The organism is Micromonospora sp. SD12, assembly GCF_052068495.1.
Taxonomy (GTDB): domain Bacteria; phylum Actinomycetota; class Actinomycetes; order Mycobacteriales; family Micromonosporaceae; genus Micromonospora; species Micromonospora echinofusca.
Map to the genome: position 1 here is coordinate 72137 of NZ_JBQHDF010000008.1, position 15406 is coordinate 87542.

The 15406-nt window shown below is 72.9% G+C and carries 11 protein-coding genes and 1 riboswitch; of the genes, 4 read left to right on the forward strand and 7 right to left on the reverse strand.

Features of this window, described 5'->3' with window-relative positions; all coding sequences use genetic code 11:
- Positions 1 to 19: 19 nt before the first annotated feature.
- Positions 20 to 2509: a DNA gyrase/topoisomerase IV subunit A gene (locus ACTMS2_RS17555; protein WP_441176333.1), complete on the forward strand. Its 2490-nt coding sequence runs from the start codon at positions 20 to 22 to the stop codon at positions 2507 to 2509.
- Between the two features lie 194 nt (positions 2510 to 2703).
- Here ACTMS2_RS17555 and ACTMS2_RS17560 read toward each other — a convergent pair whose 3' ends face one another.
- The 3 genes from ACTMS2_RS17560 to ACTMS2_RS17570 all read right to left on the reverse strand — a co-directional run bounded on the left by ACTMS2_RS17560 (position 2704) and on the right by ACTMS2_RS17570 (position 6285).
- A complete protein-coding gene (locus ACTMS2_RS17560) occupies positions 2704 to 4032 on the reverse strand; it encodes a uracil-xanthine permease family protein (protein ID WP_441176334.1) in 1329 nt (442 codons plus the stop codon).
- Between the two features lie 179 nt (positions 4033 to 4211).
- Positions 4212 to 4847 carry an alpha-ketoglutarate-dependent dioxygenase AlkB gene (locus ACTMS2_RS17565; RefSeq protein WP_441176335.1) on the reverse strand — a complete coding sequence of 212 codons (636 nt, stop codon included), beginning with the start codon at positions 4845 to 4847 and terminating at the stop codon, positions 4212 to 4214.
- Positions 4848 to 4959: 112 nt separating this feature from the next.
- Complete coding sequence (locus ACTMS2_RS17570) at positions 4960 to 6285, reverse strand: polysaccharide pyruvyl transferase family protein (RefSeq protein ID WP_441176336.1); 1326 nt, start codon at positions 6283 to 6285, stop codon at positions 4960 to 4962.
- 309 nt (positions 6286 to 6594) lie between these two features.
- Here ACTMS2_RS17570 and ACTMS2_RS17575 point away from each other — a divergent pair, with 309 nt between their 5' ends.
- The 3 genes from ACTMS2_RS17575 (at position 6595) to ACTMS2_RS17585 (ending at position 10250) form a co-directional block, all read left to right on the forward strand.
- Positions 6595 to 7824, forward strand: a complete 1230-nt coding sequence (locus tag ACTMS2_RS17575) for an acyltransferase family protein (protein ID WP_441176337.1) — start codon at positions 6595 to 6597, stop codon at positions 7822 to 7824.
- Between the two features lie 354 nt (positions 7825 to 8178).
- Positions 8179 to 8319: riboswitch (cyclic di-AMP (ydaO/yuaA leader) on the forward strand.
- Between the two features lie 230 nt (positions 8320 to 8549).
- Positions 8550 to 9401: a C39 family peptidase gene (locus tag ACTMS2_RS17580; protein WP_441176338.1), complete on the forward strand. Its 852-nt coding sequence runs from the start codon at positions 8550 to 8552 to the stop codon at positions 9399 to 9401.
- Between the two features lie 105 nt (positions 9402 to 9506).
- Complete coding sequence (locus tag ACTMS2_RS17585) at positions 9507 to 10250, forward strand: alpha/beta fold hydrolase (RefSeq protein WP_441176339.1); 744 nt, start codon at positions 9507 to 9509, stop codon at positions 10248 to 10250.
- Positions 10251 to 10269: 19 nt separating this feature from the next.
- Here the strand turns inward: ACTMS2_RS17585 and ACTMS2_RS17590 are convergent, their stop codons facing one another.
- From ACTMS2_RS17590 to ACTMS2_RS17605, 4 genes are all read right to left on the reverse strand, one after another.
- A complete protein-coding gene (locus ACTMS2_RS17590) occupies positions 10270 to 11997 on the reverse strand; it encodes a CDP-glycerol glycerophosphotransferase family protein (RefSeq protein WP_441176340.1) in 1728 nt (575 codons plus the stop codon).
- Positions 11998 to 12033: 36 nt separating this feature from the next.
- Positions 12034 to 13536, reverse strand: a complete 1503-nt coding sequence (locus tag ACTMS2_RS17595) for a D-ribitol-5-phosphate cytidylyltransferase (RefSeq protein ID WP_441176341.1) — start codon at positions 13534 to 13536, stop codon at positions 12034 to 12036.
- A 144-nt stretch (positions 13537 to 13680) separates the two neighbouring features.
- Complete coding sequence (locus tag ACTMS2_RS17600) at positions 13681 to 14496, reverse strand: ABC transporter ATP-binding protein (protein ID WP_441176342.1); 816 nt, start codon at positions 14494 to 14496, stop codon at positions 13681 to 13683.
- The gene (locus ACTMS2_RS17605) at positions 14489 to 15385 is read right to left on the reverse strand and encodes an ABC transporter permease (RefSeq protein ID WP_441176343.1); all 897 of its coding nucleotides are present in this window, start codon (positions 15383 to 15385) and stop codon (positions 14489 to 14491) included. Before ACTMS2_RS17605 ends, ACTMS2_RS17600 begins: the two co-directional genes overlap by 8 nt.
- Between the last annotated feature and the right edge of the window lie 21 nt (positions 15386 to 15406).

Below are 15406 nucleotides of genomic sequence, written 5' to 3' on the forward strand. Positions count from 1 at the left end.
CCGAGAGGGAAGCTGAACGATGGCACGCCGTAAGGACGACCGCGCCAAGGCGGACCTGTCCGCCTTCGACCAGGCCGGCGCGCGGGTCTTCGACAACCCGCTGGTCACCGAGGTCTCCGACTCCTACCTGGAGTACGCCTTCTCGGTGATCCATTCCCGGGCCCTGCCCGACGCCCGCGACGGCCTCAAGCCGGTGCACCGGCGCATCCTCTGGTCCATGTACGAGCAGGGGCACCGCCCCGACCGGGGGCACGTCAAGTCCGCCCGCATCGTCGGCGACGTGATGGGCAAGTACCACCCGCACGGCGACACAGCCATCTACGACGCGATGGTCCGCCTGGCCCAGGACTTCTCGCTCAACGCCCCCCTCATCGACGGGCACGGCAACTTCGGCAGCCCGGACGACGGGCCGGCGGCCTCGAGATACACCGAGGCGCGGATGTCCCGGGAGGCGATGCTGCTCGTCGGCGAGCTCGGCGAGGACACGGTCGACGTCGAGCCCAACTACGACGGCTCGCTGACCCAGCCCACGGTGCTGCCCGCCGCGTTCCCCAACCTGCTGGTCAACGGCGCCTCGGGCATCGCGGTCGGCATGGCGACCAACATGATCCCGCACAACCTCGGCGAGGTCGTCTCCGCCGCCCGGTGGCTGATCAACCACCCGGACGCCACGCTCGACAAGCTGATGGAGTTCGTCCCCGGTCCGGACCTGCCCACCGGTGGCCTGCTGCTCGGGCTCGACGAGGTGCGGCGGGCCTACGAGACCGGGCGCGGGGTCGTCCGGATGCGGGGCAAGGTCGAGATCGGTCCGCTGGAGGGCAGCCGGGGCCGGCAGGCCATCACCGTTGTGGAGCTGCCGTACGGCATCGGCGCGGAGAAGGTCATCGCGGCCATCACCAACGAGGTCAACAAGACCAAGCGGCTCACCGGCATCGCCGACGTCAAGGACCTCACCGACCGGGAGAGCGGCACCCGCCTCGTGGTCGAGTGCAAGGTCGGCGTCAACCCGCAGGCGCTGCTCGCCGACCTCTACCGGCTCACCCCGCTGGAGCAGTCGTTCGGCGTCAACAACCTGGTGCTGGTCGACGGGCAGCCGCAGACCCTCGGGCTGAAGGCGCTGCTGGAGGTCTTCCTGGCCCACCGCTACGAGGTGGTGACCCGGCGCAGCTCCTACCGCCGCCGCAAGCGCGAGGAGCGGCTGCACCTGGTCGACGGCCTGCTGATCGCCCTGCTCGACATCGACAAGGTGGTCAAGCTCATCCGGGCCAGCGAGGACGCCCAGGCCGCCAAGGACGGCCTGATGCAGAAGTTCCGGCTCTCCGAGATCCAGGCCACCTACATCCTGGACACTCCGCTGCGCCGGCTGACCAAGTACGACCGCATCGAGCTGGAGGCCGAGCAGGAGAAGCTCCGCAAGGAGATCGCCGAGCTCTCCACCATCCTCGACGACCCGAAGGTGCTGAAGAAGGTCGTCTCCGACGAGCTGGCGGCGGTGGTCAAGCAGTTCGGTGCCCCGCGGCGCACCACGCTCGTCGACGGCGACCTCAAGGAGGTGCTGGCCGCGTCCGCGCCGGCCGGCCCGCTCGAGGTGGCCGACGACCCCTGCCAGGTGATCCTCTCCGCTACCGGGCTGGTCGCCCGGACGGCGGCCGAGTCGGAGGAGGCGTCCGAGGGCCGCCGGCGGCACGGCCGGGTCAAGCACGATGCCGTACGCGCCGTCGTGCACTCCACCGCCCGGGGGCGGGTGCTGCTGGTGACCAGCGCCGGCCGGGCGTTCAAGGTCGACGTGTTGCCGCTGCCGGTCCTGCCCGAACAGGCGGGGACGGTCTCACTGCGCGGCGGGATGGCCGCCGCCGAGGTGGTGCCGCTGGAGCCGGGGGAGACCGTGGTCGGGCTGGCACCGCTGGGGTCCACGGCAGAGGGATCCCCGGGCCTGGCCCTGGGCACCCGGCAGGGCGTGGTCAAGGTCTGCGCGCCGGAGTGGCCCGTACGCTCCGACGAGTTCGAGGTGATCGGCCTGCGGGAGGGCGACGAGGTGGTCGGGGCGACCTGGCTCACCGACGGCGCGGAGACGCTGACCTTCGTCACCTCGGAGGCGTCGCTGCTGCGCTTCGCCGCCGGACTCGTCCGGCCGCAGGGGATCAAGGGCGGCGGCATGTCGGGCATCAACCTGCCCGCCGGTGCCCGCGTGGTGTTCTTCGGCGCCGTACGCACCGACGACCCGGGTCACGGCGAGCCGATGGTGGTCACCTCCACGGGCGCCACGGTGAAGGTCACGCCGTTCGAGGCGTACCCGGCGAAGGGGCGGGCGACCGGCGGCGTGCGCGCCCATCGCTTCCTCAAGGGTGAGACGGACGTGGCCGTCGCCTGGGTCGGGCCCCGGCCGGTCGGCGCCACGGCGACCGGCGAGCCGGTGGAACTGCCGGCGGCGGACCCGCGCCGCGACGGCTCCGGCTTCGCCGTGATGCTGGGCCCCACGGTCATCGGCCACCAGATCGACCGCGACTGACCGCCCACGGAAGGGGGCCGGCTGCACTGCAGTCGGCCCCCTTCCGTCCCTACCCACCCGGCCCCCGCCCCTGCCCCGCCCTCTGCCCGTTGATCATGAGGTTAGCGGTGTGAAATGTCAGGTTCGCGTCGGTCAACGTCATGATCGACGAAGCAGGGGCCGGGGCCGGGCGGGGGCAGGGTCACAGGGTGGGGTCAGGGTGCCGGGGTGGGGGTGGTGCCGCGCAGGTGGGCGACCAGGCGCATACCGTGGTAGACGATCAGGGCGGCGGCGGTGCCCAGGGCGATGCCGTTGAACGAGAGGTCGCCGGCGGTGAGGGTGTAGTTGGCCGCGCCGACGATCACCGCGACGGCGGCGGTCATGAGGTTCACCGGGTCGTGGAAGTCCACCCGGCTCTCGATCCAGATCCGCGCGCCGAGGACGGCGATCAGGCCGTACAGGGCGGTGGTGGCGCCGCCGAGCACGCCGGCCGGCACGGTGAGGATCAGCGCCCCGAACTTCGGGCTCAGCCCCAGCAGGACCGCCGTCAGGCCGGCGATCCAGTACGCGGCGGTGGAGTAGACCCGCGTCGCCGCCATCACGCCGATGTTCTCCGCGTAGGTGGTGGTGCCGGAGCCGCCGCCGGAGCCGGCGAGCATCGTGGCCAACCCGTCGCCCATGAACGCCCGGCCCATGTCCCGGTCCAGGTTGCGGCCGGTCATCGCGGCGACCGCCTTGACGTGCCCGGCGTTCTCGGCGATCAGCACCAGGATCACCGGGATCACCAGCACGACCGCGCGCAGGCTGAAGCTCGGCGCGTGGAACTCGGGCAGGCCGACCCAGGCGGCGTCGCGCAGCCCGTCGACCGCCTTCGGATCCAGGTCGCCGAGCGCGGCAGCGAGGGCCCAGCCGACCCCCACCCCGAGCAGGATGGACAGCCGGGCCAGGAAGCCCCGGAACGCCACCGTGGCGAGCAGGATCGCGGCCAGGGTCACCACCGCGATCAGCGGCTGCGCCTTCACGCCGGTGCCGCTGCCGTCGCCGTCCCAGGCCACCGGGGCGAGGTTCAGGCCGATCAGCGCGACGATCGCCCCGGTGACCACGGGTGGCATCAGCGCGTCGATCCAGCGGGACCCGGCGAGCTGGACGACCAGCCCGACGACGGCCAGCGCCACGCCGGCGACGACGATGCCGCCGAGCGCCGGGCCGATGTCCCCGCCGGCCTTCGCCGCCAGCACCGGCGCGATGAAGGCGAAGGACGAGCCGAGGTACGAGGGCAGCCGGTTGCCGGTGATCAGCAGGAACAGCAGCGTGCCGACCCCGGAGAAGAAGAGCGTGGTGGCGGGTGGGAAGCCGGTGATCAGCGGCACCGTGAAGGTGGCGCCGAACATCGCCACGACGTGCTGCACACCGACGCCGAGGGTACGCGGCCAGGAGAGGCGTTCGCCGGGGTGGACCACGTCGCCGGGGCGGATGGACCGGCCGTCGCCGTGGACCGCCCACGCGGACCAACGGGAGCGCGGCTCGGTGGAGGACTGGGTCATGGAACGCCCTTCGCGTCGTGAAGAGGTGACGGGGGCGCAGGTGAAACCCAGGAGTCGTTTCTAGCAGAGGCCCGGCGCGGCCCTGCGTGCCGGGCGGGTTCCGCCGGCCGCAGGTCCCTAACAGCGGCCCGGGCCGAAGCCGCTCCGGCTCACGGCCGGTTGCCGCCCCGGTGGGCGGGTCAGGCGACGCCGGCTGGGCGGAACTGGACGCTGACGCGGGGCCCGACGGGCCGGGAGGTCTTGGGCACGGCGTGCTCCCAGGTGCGCTGGCAGGAGCCGCCCATCACCACGAGGTCCCCGTGGCCGAGTGGGAAGCGCAGGCTGTCGCCGCCGCCGCGGGGCCGCAGCAGCAGCGGCCGGGGCGAGCCGAACGAGACGATGGCGACCATCGTGTCGGTGTGCGCGGAACGGCCCTGGGTGTCGCCGTGCCAGGCGACGCTGTCCCGGCCGGAGCGGTACAGGCACATGCCGGCGGTGACGAAGGGCTCGCCGAGTTCGGGCGTGTAGTGCCGGGTGAGGGCGGCGCGCGCCTCGGTCAGCAGCGGGTGCGGCAGCGGTCGGTGCCCGGCGTACCAGCAGAGCAGCCGGGGCACGTCGACCTCGGCGTCGTACATCGTGCGGCGCTCGGCGCGCCAGGGGACGTCGCGCAGCAGGACGTCGAAGACCTCGTCGGAGCCGGTGACCCAGCCGGGGAGGTGGTCGACCCACGCGCCGTGGCTGAGCGGGTGCCGGCGCAGCCGGCCGGCCAGCGGGGCCAGCGACGGTCCGGCGGCGGTGAGGTCGAGCATCGACGGCTGGTAGGTGGCCCCGGTCATCCGCCCAGCGTACCCGCCGTGTTGGTACAGGTGTACGGATGCCGGCCGGCGGCCCGCTGGCCACCACGCGGACCGCCGACCGCCCCGCAGCCCCTCCGCAGTGGTGCGGGGCTCAGCGGTTCAGTATCCGGCGTACCCGGCCGCCGATCACCTGCTTCACCCGGGTCTGGAGCCGTTGCCCGCGCAGGGTCTCGGTCTCCTTGCGCAGTGCGGCGTTGCGGTCGCGCAGCCACTGGATCCGCTCCAGCAACGCGTCGGTGGCGGTCGCGGCGGCGGGGCGTACGGCCGGCGGGAAGGCGGTGGAGCGCACCTGCGCGTCGAACCGGGCCGCGCTGTCGCCGTCGGCGAAGGCGTTGCCCAGGTCGTGCCTGGCCAGGAAGGCGAGCATGGTCTCGTAGCGCGACCGGTGGCCCGCGTTGAGCGCCGTGTAGTCCGCCTCCTCGTAGAGTTGGGCGGCGTCGACGTCGACCGGCACCTCCGTCATCACCCGGTGCGGGATGTCGAAGTACCGGGCGAGTTCCAGGGTGCGCGAGTCGTGGGCGAAGAGGTAGCCGGGCGTGCCGGAGACCAGCGCGGTGATGGTGCCGTGGATCCGGGTGCCGAACGCGAACTCGAACCCGGAGAGGTAGTCCATCCAGGTCCAGGGGTCGACGAACATCCGCACCTTGTCCTCGGTGAACAGCGGGTGCGAGGTGTGGATCGGGATCTTGCTGGACCGGCCGCGGTCGGCGGGGGCGTCGCCGTAGAGCAGCGTGCCGAGCGTCTTGAGGTCCTGCGGCAGGTAGCGCAGGTTCGGGTACCGCGCGTGATGACGGGCGATGATCTCCGCCATCGACGTGACGTAGGGCGAGACGGTGAGCGCGAGCCGGTCCTCCGGAGCCAGCGCGGCCTTGCGCTTCTCCACCCGCAGGCCGTCGCCGTGCAGGAACATCGAGGGGCAGCCGATCACGTCGACGGCCGAGAAGCCCAGGGTGCGCAGGTAGTCCCGGGTGATCTCGCCCCGTACGCCGATGCTGTGCGAGCGGTCGAGGACGGCCCGTACGAAGCGGGTCACGACGTCGTCGATCGGGCGCAGGTACTCCCGGTCGCCGTGGATGTCGGTCTGCACGCCCACCCCGAGCACCACCACCGGGATCTTGAGCTGCTCGATGAGCTTCGTCATGACCTCGACGCGGTGGGCGTAGCTGCGCCGGAAGGCGTTGGCGAGCGGCACCACGTAGACGTCGTACCGCTCGTTGATCATGTCCGCGTCGCGCGGGTCGATCCTGAACTCCGTCGAGGTGATCTCGGCGGTGGCGGTACGCAGGAGCTTGTGGGCGGCGTGGCTGAAGACCAGGTTGCCGTTGTTGTCGCCGATCCAGTTCCGTTCGTGCGTCTCCTCCGGGGAGTAGACGTCGAAGGGGCCCTTCTTCGCCCGCATCAGGATCCGCTGGTGCATCCGTCCCCGCCTCTCGTGGCCTCCGGGTCCCGGAATACTAGCCACCGGTCGGCGCGGATCCGGAGGCTGTCGCCGCCCGTCACGGTTCGGGACGCAACGGTCACCGAGGGGCGGGAGGAACGCGCGCCGCCTGGTGGGACGGAACGGACACTCACGGACGGGACGGAAAAGAGTCTCAGGGGCGCCGGGTAGGGTGCCCGGCGGGGCGGCGCCGACCGGTGGGCCGCCGACGGGCCCCGCGCAGGTGCCCGACGGGGCCGAGGAGGAGACGTACGTGCTGGTGACCCTGGGGATCTTCGGGATGCCGGCATGACGGGGACCGCGACCGACGCGCCGGCCGTCCGGCCCGCGTCCCCGGCCAGCCGCCTGCCGTCGCTGACCGGGCTGCGCTGGGTCGCCGCCCTGCTCGTCTTCGGTTTCCACGTCGCGACGATGGGCATCATCGCCGAGCCCGGCCACAAGGCCGTCGTGGACTGGGCCTTCGCCCTCGGCCTCTCCGGCGTGCAGTTCTTCTTCATCCTCAGCGGCTTCGTGCTGGTCTGGTCGGCCCGGCCCAGCGACACCCGCCGGGCGTTCTGGCGCCGCCGGGTGGCCAAGATCTGGCCGAGCCACGTGGTGCTGTGGGTGGCGGCCCTGGCGGTCGCGGCCTGGTTCGCCGACCCCGTGGACCGGGTCGTCGCGGTGGAGAACCTCTTCCTCCTCCAGGCTTGGGACCCCCGGCCGGGCCACTTCTACAGCATCAACACGGTCAGCTGGTCGCTGTCCTGCGAGTTCTTCTTCTACCTCTGCCTGCCGTTGGCCCTGCCGTTCATCCGCCGGGCCCGGCCGTGGGCGCTGTGGGCCGTCGTGGTCGCGGTGCCGCTGCTGATCCTGGCGCTCTGGCCGGCCCAGTCCCTGGTGCCGGAGGAGAGCCGCTGGTGGTTCACGCAGGTCTTCCCGCCGGTGCGGTCGCTGGAGTTCTGGATGGGCGTGGCCGCCGCCGAGCTGATGCGGCGCGGCCGGTGGCGGGGCCCGGGCCTGCCGGTGGCCAGCCTGGTCTTCGTGGCGACCTGGGTGCTCGCGGCGCAGTGGGTCCGTGCCGAACTGTGGGCGGCGCTGCTCTCGGTGGCGTACATCCTGGTCATCGCGGCGGCGGCGGACGCCGACGTGCGCGGGCGGCGCTCGCCGTGGCGGTCCCGCCCGATGGTCTGGCTCGGCGAGGTCTCCTTCGCCTTCTACCTGGTGCACGTCCTGGTGATGATCAGCGTCCTGCGGTTCACCGGCGACTGGGGCGTCGGGTTCCCCGGCTGGTGGGGGCTGGCGGTGGTGCTCGGCTTCCTGCTGGTCAACCTGGCCCTGGCCGCCCTGCTGCACCGCTTCGTCGAGACGCCCATGATGCGGCTGCTCACCCCGCGCAGGGCGGCCCGCCCGACGCCGCGGGACGGGGACGACGGCGGGAAGGACCCCGGCGCCTCCGGGCCGCCGCCGGGGCAGCGGGGCGACGCCGTGCCGCGTCCCCGGCCCGCCGACCACCCCGCGGCGTACGTCGACTCGCGCTGACCGCCCCGGCGCGGGCCGACCCGCCCGCGCGGCCAGCGCCCCGGGGCGGAATCCCACCCGTCGAGAAAGCCCGACCGTTTCCGTGACGCCGGTCACCGCGACGCCGAACCGGTCATCGGGCGCGGCCGGGTCGTTTCCCGCCGGGGTTTCGGGGTCGATGCCCGCCACTCGTCCCGTTGTCACCCTCGGGCGCCGGCAGAAACGGTCGTCCCATTGAGTCACGTCAGTGGTGAGGTGCCCGCAAAAATTGCGTCCCCATCAAGGTTTAAGCAGGTGGGGTGGGGTTGGCAGGGGGCGGACCGGCCAGTAATGTCGGCGCGTCCGGTGCGGTACCCGATCGTCCAGAGGCGACGCCGCACCGACCCGCCTAATCGTGAACGACGAGCCGGGGACCCAGTGCTTCGTGGGGTGAATCCGTGGGCCGCAGGCCTGTGGTAGGGCGTTCTTCCCGCCCGAATCCGTCAGCTAACCCGGTCGGCGGCGTCGGAAGGAGTTCCATCCCCGTGCAGCACCCACCCACCCCTCGGTTGTTCCGCCGTCTCCACGGCGCCGCGGTGCCCGCGCTCGCCCCTTCGCAGGTCGCGAGCTGACCGACCGGTCACCGTCCGTCGCCCGGCATCCCGGGCGCATTCCCTGAGTGGCCCACGACCCGCACGGACGCCCGTCCGCGCGGTCGGTCCGCCCTGCCCTCGGCGCGGACCGCCGGCCGCTCGCCCCCCGAGCCCGTGGAGGAAATCGTGAAGCACCACCTCAGGCGACAGCTACGTCGCCTCACGTCCGAGCGTTCGTACCAGTTGGCCGCCGCGTCCGCCGCGGCGCTCGTGCTGGCGTCGGGCACGGGCGCGCTGCTGGCCGGAGCCGACGAGGCCCCCGCCGCCGCGCAGGCCCCGGTCGCCGCGAGCGAGCCACGCGAGGACACCGCGGCCTCGCGCGGCCAGGCCCGGATCGCGACGGCCCCGTCCAGCGCGGCCCCGGCCACCGCCACCGCCACCGCCGCCCCCTCGGCCAGCGCCACCAGCACCGCCCCGGACCCGGACCTGACGCGCAAGCCGGAGCCGCCGAAGCCCCCGGCCGCGAAGAGCCTGGACTACGACTACCAGGCCCAGACCACGTTCTACAACTGCGGTCCGGCGGCCGTCCGGCACGCCCTCAGCGCCGCCGGCATCGCGCGCAGCCAGGACGCCCTCGGTGCCCAGCTGGGCACCGACCAGATGGGCACCGACTCGGCCCAGGACACCACCCGCGTGCTGAACGCGACGGTGAAGGGCGAGCCGTACCGGACCCGGATGATCCCCGGCGGCGCCGCCACCCCGGCGCAGATGGACCGGCTCCAGGCCGACGTCGTCGCGGCCATCGGTGACGGGCGGGGCGTCGTGGTGAACGTCGCGGGAAGCGCCACGGACACCGACGGCGGCTGGCACTCGTTCCCCGGCGGCCACTACATCGCCGTGGTCGGCTACCAGGACGAGGGACGGCTCGTGAAGATCGCCGACTCGGCGAACCCGGCGACCGCGTCGTACTGGATGAGCACCATCGCCCTGGCGAACTGGGCTGCCACCCGCGGCTACTCCGCCTGAGCGATCCCGACGGGCGTCGGCCCCCCACCCCGGGGGCCGGCGCCCGCTGTCGTGTCCGGGTCACGGCCCTCGCCCGGCGCCCCGGTCGGTGACAGACTGCGCGGCATGGTCGATGAATCGGGTGACCGCGACGGCCGGCGCGTGCTTCTGCTGCTGCACGGCATGGGTGCGACCGGCGACGTGTGGCTGCCCTGCGCGTCGCTGCTGGAGCGTCGCTGGGCGGGACGGTGGCTGGCGCCGGACCTCGCCGGCCACGGCTGGTCGCCGCCGCTGCCGGAGTACTCGTTCGCGGGGCTGGCCGGGCGGATCGCCGCCGGGCTGACGGCGGGCGACCGGCTCGTCGTGCTGGGGCACTCCCTCGGCGGGGTGGTCGGGCTGGCGCTCGCCGCCCGCGGCGCCGGGGTTCCGGTCGAGGCCGTGGTCGGCGTCGGCATCAAGGCGGTCTGGTCGCCGGCCGAGCTGGCGAAGGCGGGTGAGCTGGCGGCCCGTCCGGTGACCTGGTTCGCGAGCCGGGACGAGGCGGCCCGCCGCTACCTGCGGGTGGCCGGCCTGACCGGGCTCTTCGCACCGGACCATCCCGTCGTGGAGGCCGGGCTGCGGCAGGTCGACGGCCGCTGGCGGCTGGCGATGGACCCCGCCGCGTTCGACGTGGGCGAGCCGGAGCTGCCCGCGCTGCTGGCGGCGACCGACGTGCCGGTGCTGCTGGCCCGTGGCGAGCACGACCCCATGGTCACCGACGCTCAGCTCAAGGAGCTGGGCGTGCCGGTCGCCACCCTGCCCGGCCTCGGGCACAACGCCCACGTGGAGGCCCCCGGGACGGTCCTGGACCTCGTCGAGCCGTACCGCTGACCGTCCCCGCCGGGGCGGGTCAGGTGGCGGGGGAGAGCGTCGCCTCGTCCGGGTCGACCGGCAGGCCGGGCCCGCCGGCGGTACGCGGGGCCGGCGGGTTCCAGCCCTCGTCGAGCTGCCGCCGCGCGGCCGTCAGGAACGCCTCGGCGTACGACTCGGCGGGGAAGTCGCCCAGGTAGCGGCTCCGGGTGACCCAGCGGGCGGAGGCCAGCGGATCGGTGTCCAGCAGCGCGGTCAGCACCTCGTCCGCGTTGGACATGTCGCGCCGCAGCACGTAGCCCGATCCGGCGAGCGGGAACTGCTCGCAGAACCGGTCGCCGGAGCCCACCATGTCGGTCACCGCGTACGGCTTGCCGGAGTAGAGGTAGTCGGAGATCACCCCGGACACGTCGGAGATCAACGCGTCCGAGCGGTTCACGCACTCGGTCAGGGTCAGCTCCCGGCTGGCGGCGGCGCCGAAGACGTGCTGCCGGCCGCTGCGCGCCCGGTCGGCGGCCAGCAGTTCGGTGAGCCGGCCCAGCTGCCGGGCGGACGCCGGGTTCTGCGAGGTGTACGGGTGGGCCCGCAGGATCACCGTCGCGCCCCGGTCGAGCAGCCGGCGCAGCAGCGTCTCGGCCACCGGCAGGGAGCAGTAGTTCGCGTCCGCGTTGTGCCCGGTCCAGGTCGGCGTGTAGAGCACGGTCGGGTCGGCCCGGCCGTGCGCCGGCTCGGGGCGTACCTCGATCGACTCGACCTGCGGGCGGCCGACGACGACGAACTTCTCCGCCGGGATGTCCACCCCGGCGCGGGCGTACCGGTCGATGGCGGCCTGGCCGGCGACGAAGATCCGGTCGAAGATCGCCGAGACGGGGTTGGCGCTGGGCGCCTTGTCGCTGTCGCCGTGGTGCAGTTGGACGTGGGTCAGCTGGGTGAAGCGGATGCAGTGGCTGTTCTTCGCGCCGTGGTTGACGTAGAAGGCCACCCGCAGGCTGGGCACCAGCGCCTCGTCCATCGCCCTGGTGGTGGGGCAGTAGACCACGGGAGCGCTGGTGGCCGCCGCGATCAACGGCAGGAACTCCGGCTCGCGCACCATCACCAGGAACGGCCGGCCGATCCGCTCCAGGTACGGCAGCCACATGGTGACCTGGTACTCCGAGCCCGGCGGCGCGGAGAAGTGCAGCAGGAACTCAGGCTGGTGCCGGCGCAGCGCGCGGGACACCGCCGAACCGCCGGCCCCCGGGCGGAACCGGCGCCGGGCCAGGTCCAGCCCGACCGCCCCGGCGCCGGCGGCCACCAGCAGTACGGCCGCCAGCGCGACGCCGGCCGGCAGGCCCGCGACGGCCGCCAGCGCCAGCAGGGCCAGCAGCCCCGACAGGGCGTCGCCGAGGCGGGCGGCGACCAGCGGCGTCCAGGAGCGCACCGGCAGGTTCGCGGCGCGCACCTCCAGGCCGCCCGCGTCCCGCAGCGGATTGACCAGCAGCACCAGCCCCAGCAGGACCAGGGCGGTCGCGGCCAGCGCGGGATCGAAGCCGGCGTCGAGGCGGCGGGCGTAGCCGACCAGGATCGCCGCCGCGACCAGCGCGGTCTCCGCCGCGTTGTCGGCGCCCGGGCGTACCCGCCGCTCCCAGGCGGCCGCCGCGAGGGCGCCCACGGCCAGCCCCAGCCCCCAGCCGGTCGCGCCGGTCAGCGCGACGACGAGGAACGCCAGCACCGCCAGGCCGGTGGCCAGCGCGCGGGCGAGCAGCTTCCGAACCAGGTCACCACGCATGTCGGCTCCGTTTCCCGCCGTGGTCCGAATCCGCCGTCAGCCGGCGTCGGCGAGGCTCGCGTCCCGCTCGGCCCGCGCGGGCCCCGGCTGGGCCGGCACCTCGCCGGGGGCGCGACGCACGTCGATGACCTGACCGGTCAGGTCCGAGATCAGCACGTCCAGCGACGACCGGGCGACGGTCTCGGCGGCGAGCAGGGTGTGCTCCGGCTCCTCGCCGAACGCCTTGGTGCGCATCGGGGTCGCGGTCCGCTCGGGGTTGACGCAGTTGACCCGTACGCCGAACTCCGCCCACTCGTCGGAGAGCGCCTGCGTGAGGTTGACCAGGGCCGCCTTGGTGGAGGAGTAGAGCGCGTAGCGGGCCCGGCCCCGGGTGTAGGAGCTGGAGGTGTAGAGCAGCAGCTGACCCTTGGTCTGCTGGAGGTAGGGCAGCGACTGGCGGGCCACGATGACCGGTCCCACGAAGTTGACCTGGAGCACCCGGTCCATGGTCTCCTGGTCCATCTCGGCGAGGGCGCCCTTCTCCAGGATGCCGGCGGTGACCACCACGTGGTCGATCCGGCCGGTGGCCTCGAAGGCGGTCTTCAGCGCCGCCTCGACGTCCTCGGCGCGCTCGACGTGGGTGCCGGTGCTGGAGCGGCTGAACGGGAAGACCTGCGCGCCGTAGCGGCGGGCCAGCTCGGCGAGGTCGTGGCCGATGCCGTAGCTGCCGCCGAAGATCACGATGGTCCGGCCGGTCAGCTCCTCGGTGTAGCTGCGCTCGTCGGTGACCCGGGGCGCCTGCGCGGCGGCGAGCTGGAACAGCTTGTCCGCCAGGTGCACGTCGACGGGGTGGGTGACCTTGATGTTCTCGTCGGAGCCGTCGATGACCTTGATCGGCGTGCCGGGCAGGTAGCGCAGCACCACCCCGCAGTCGTCGGTGGCGGCGAAGTGCGGGTCGCCCTCGGCGAGCCGGTAGGCCTCGCGGATGGTGCCCGAGCGGAACGCCTGCGGGGTCTGGCCCCGGCGCAGCGAGGAGCGCACGGGGATGTCGGTGATGCAGTCGTCCTCGTCGACCTGGACGATCGTGTCGGCCGACGGGATCGCCACGTCGACCGCCGAGTACGTCCAGAGCGCGTTCACGCACTCGCGGACGATCCGGCCGCTCACCAGGGGCCGCACCGCGTCGTGGAAGAGGATGTTGCAGTCGCCCTCGCCGACGGCGTCGAGCGCGATCCGGGTGGTGGCGTTGCGGGTGTCGCCGCCCTCGATCACCTTGGTGACCTTGCGGAAGCCGGCCTTGTCGACGATCTGCTGGGCGTCGGCGACGTGCCCCGTGGCCATCAGCACGACGATCTCGTCGATCTCGGGCGCCGCCTCGAAGACCGCCAGGGTGTGCTCGATGATCGGCTTGCCGGCGATCTTGAGCAGCTGCTTCGGGATGCCGAGGCCCAACCGGGTCCCGGTGCCGCCGGCCAGCACCACCGCCACCGTCCGCGAGGGCCGCCACGGTGCCGGGTTCTCCGGTGCGGCGGTCGGGCCAGCGGTGTGGTCCTGCGTCATTGCCGAAGCCTCACTCTCAGGGTGCGTGAACAGAAGGTTCCGCCCGCGCGGCGACCGGATGAACCTTAACGCGCGGACCGCGCCGCCCCCACGGGGCGACGCGGTCGGCCGGCACCGGGCGGATGCCGTACGTGCGCCGGGGCGCTACTTGCCGCTGAACGCCTCGTACTCCCGGACGACCTCGTCGGTCGGGCCGTCCATGCGCAGGACGCCCGATTCCAGCCAGATCGTCCGCTCGCAGGTGTCCCGGATCGAGGAGAGCTGGTGGCTGACGAGGAACACCGTGCCGGCGCCCTCCCGCAGCTCCCGTACCCGCCGCTCGCTGCGCTTGCGGAAGATCTTGTCGCCGGTGGCGAGGGCCTCGTCGATGAGCAGCACGTCGTGCTTCTTGGCCGCGGCGATGGAGAACCGCAGCCGGGCCCCCATGCCGGAGGAGTAGGTGCGCATCGGCAGCGAGGCGAAGTCGCCCCGCTGGTTGATGCCGGAGAAGTCGATGATCTCCGGGGTCCGCCGCTGCACCTCCTCGGGCGACATGCCCATGGCCAGGCAGCCCAGCACGACGTTGCGCTCGCCGGAGAGGTCGTTGAGCAGGGCCGCGTTGACCCCGAGCAGCGAGGGCTGCCCCTGCGTGTAGACCGCGCCGCGGTTGACCGGCAGCAGGCCGGCGATGGCGCGCAGCATGGTCGACTTGCCGGAGCCGTTGCTGCCGATCAGCCCGATCGCCTCGCCCCGGTACGCGGTGAAGCTGACCCCCTTGACCGCGTGCACCTCCCGGATGTTCGGCGCCGAGGTGCGGCTCATGATCCGCTTGAGCGCGCCGACCGGGCCGCCGCCCCCACCGGCGCCCTTGTGGATCCGGTAGATGACGTGTGCGTCGTCCACCACCACGGTGGGGATGCGCTCCCGCACCTTGGGCAGCGTCACCGTCACGTCGTTGGACGACTCGAAGTGCTCAACCACGGCCGTACTCCTGTTCGCCTCGCCAGAAGTAGATGAAACCTCCGACGCCCATCACGATCGCCCAGCCCAGCGCCGTCACCCAGAGCTGGGGCAGGGAGGAGCTGAGCGTCGGGGTGTTCTCCAGCAGCGAGACCCGGGCCAGCTCGATGTAGACCAGCGCCGGGTTGAGCTCGACCAGCCTGGAGGCCCAGGAGGGCAGCTGCTCGCTGAAGAGGTCCACGCTGTAGAGCACCCCGGAGCCGTACATCCAGGCGCGCATGACGAAGGGCATGACCTGCTTGAGGTCCGCCAGCTTCGAGCCCAACCGGGCCATCGCCATGGTCAGCCCGGCGTTGAAGACCGTCTGGAGCAGGATCGCCGGCGGCAGCATCAGCCAGGCCAGGGTGATCGGCTCGCCGGTCACCAGCACGATGAGGACGAGCACCACCATCGAGCCGAGCAGCTGCTGGAACTGGGTGATCGTCACGGCCAGCGGCAGGCAGGCCCGGGGGAAGTGCAGGGCCCGGATCAGGCCCAGGTTGCTGGTGATCGACTGCGTGCCGTTCTGCACCGCGGTCTGGGTGAAGTTGAAGATGAACAGACCGGTGCAGAGGTAGGCGATGAAGTTCGGGGTCCTGTCCTGCTCCAGCACCACGCCGAAGATCAGGTAGTAGACCGCCGCGTTGGTCAGCGGGGTGAGCACCTGCCACAGCTGCCCCAGCCGGGCGTTGCTGAACGACGCCACCAGCTTGGCGTTGGCGTACGCGGCGATGAAGTGCCGGTAGTGCCAGAGCTGCCCCGCGTATTCGCCCAGGGACGGCCGTTCGCCGGCGAACCGGAGACCGTAGCGCTGGGCGAGCTGGGCCCCGGTGAGCCCGGAATCCGGGTCCGCCACCGTGGTGTTGGCCATGGTTAGGCGCTCCGATCTCTT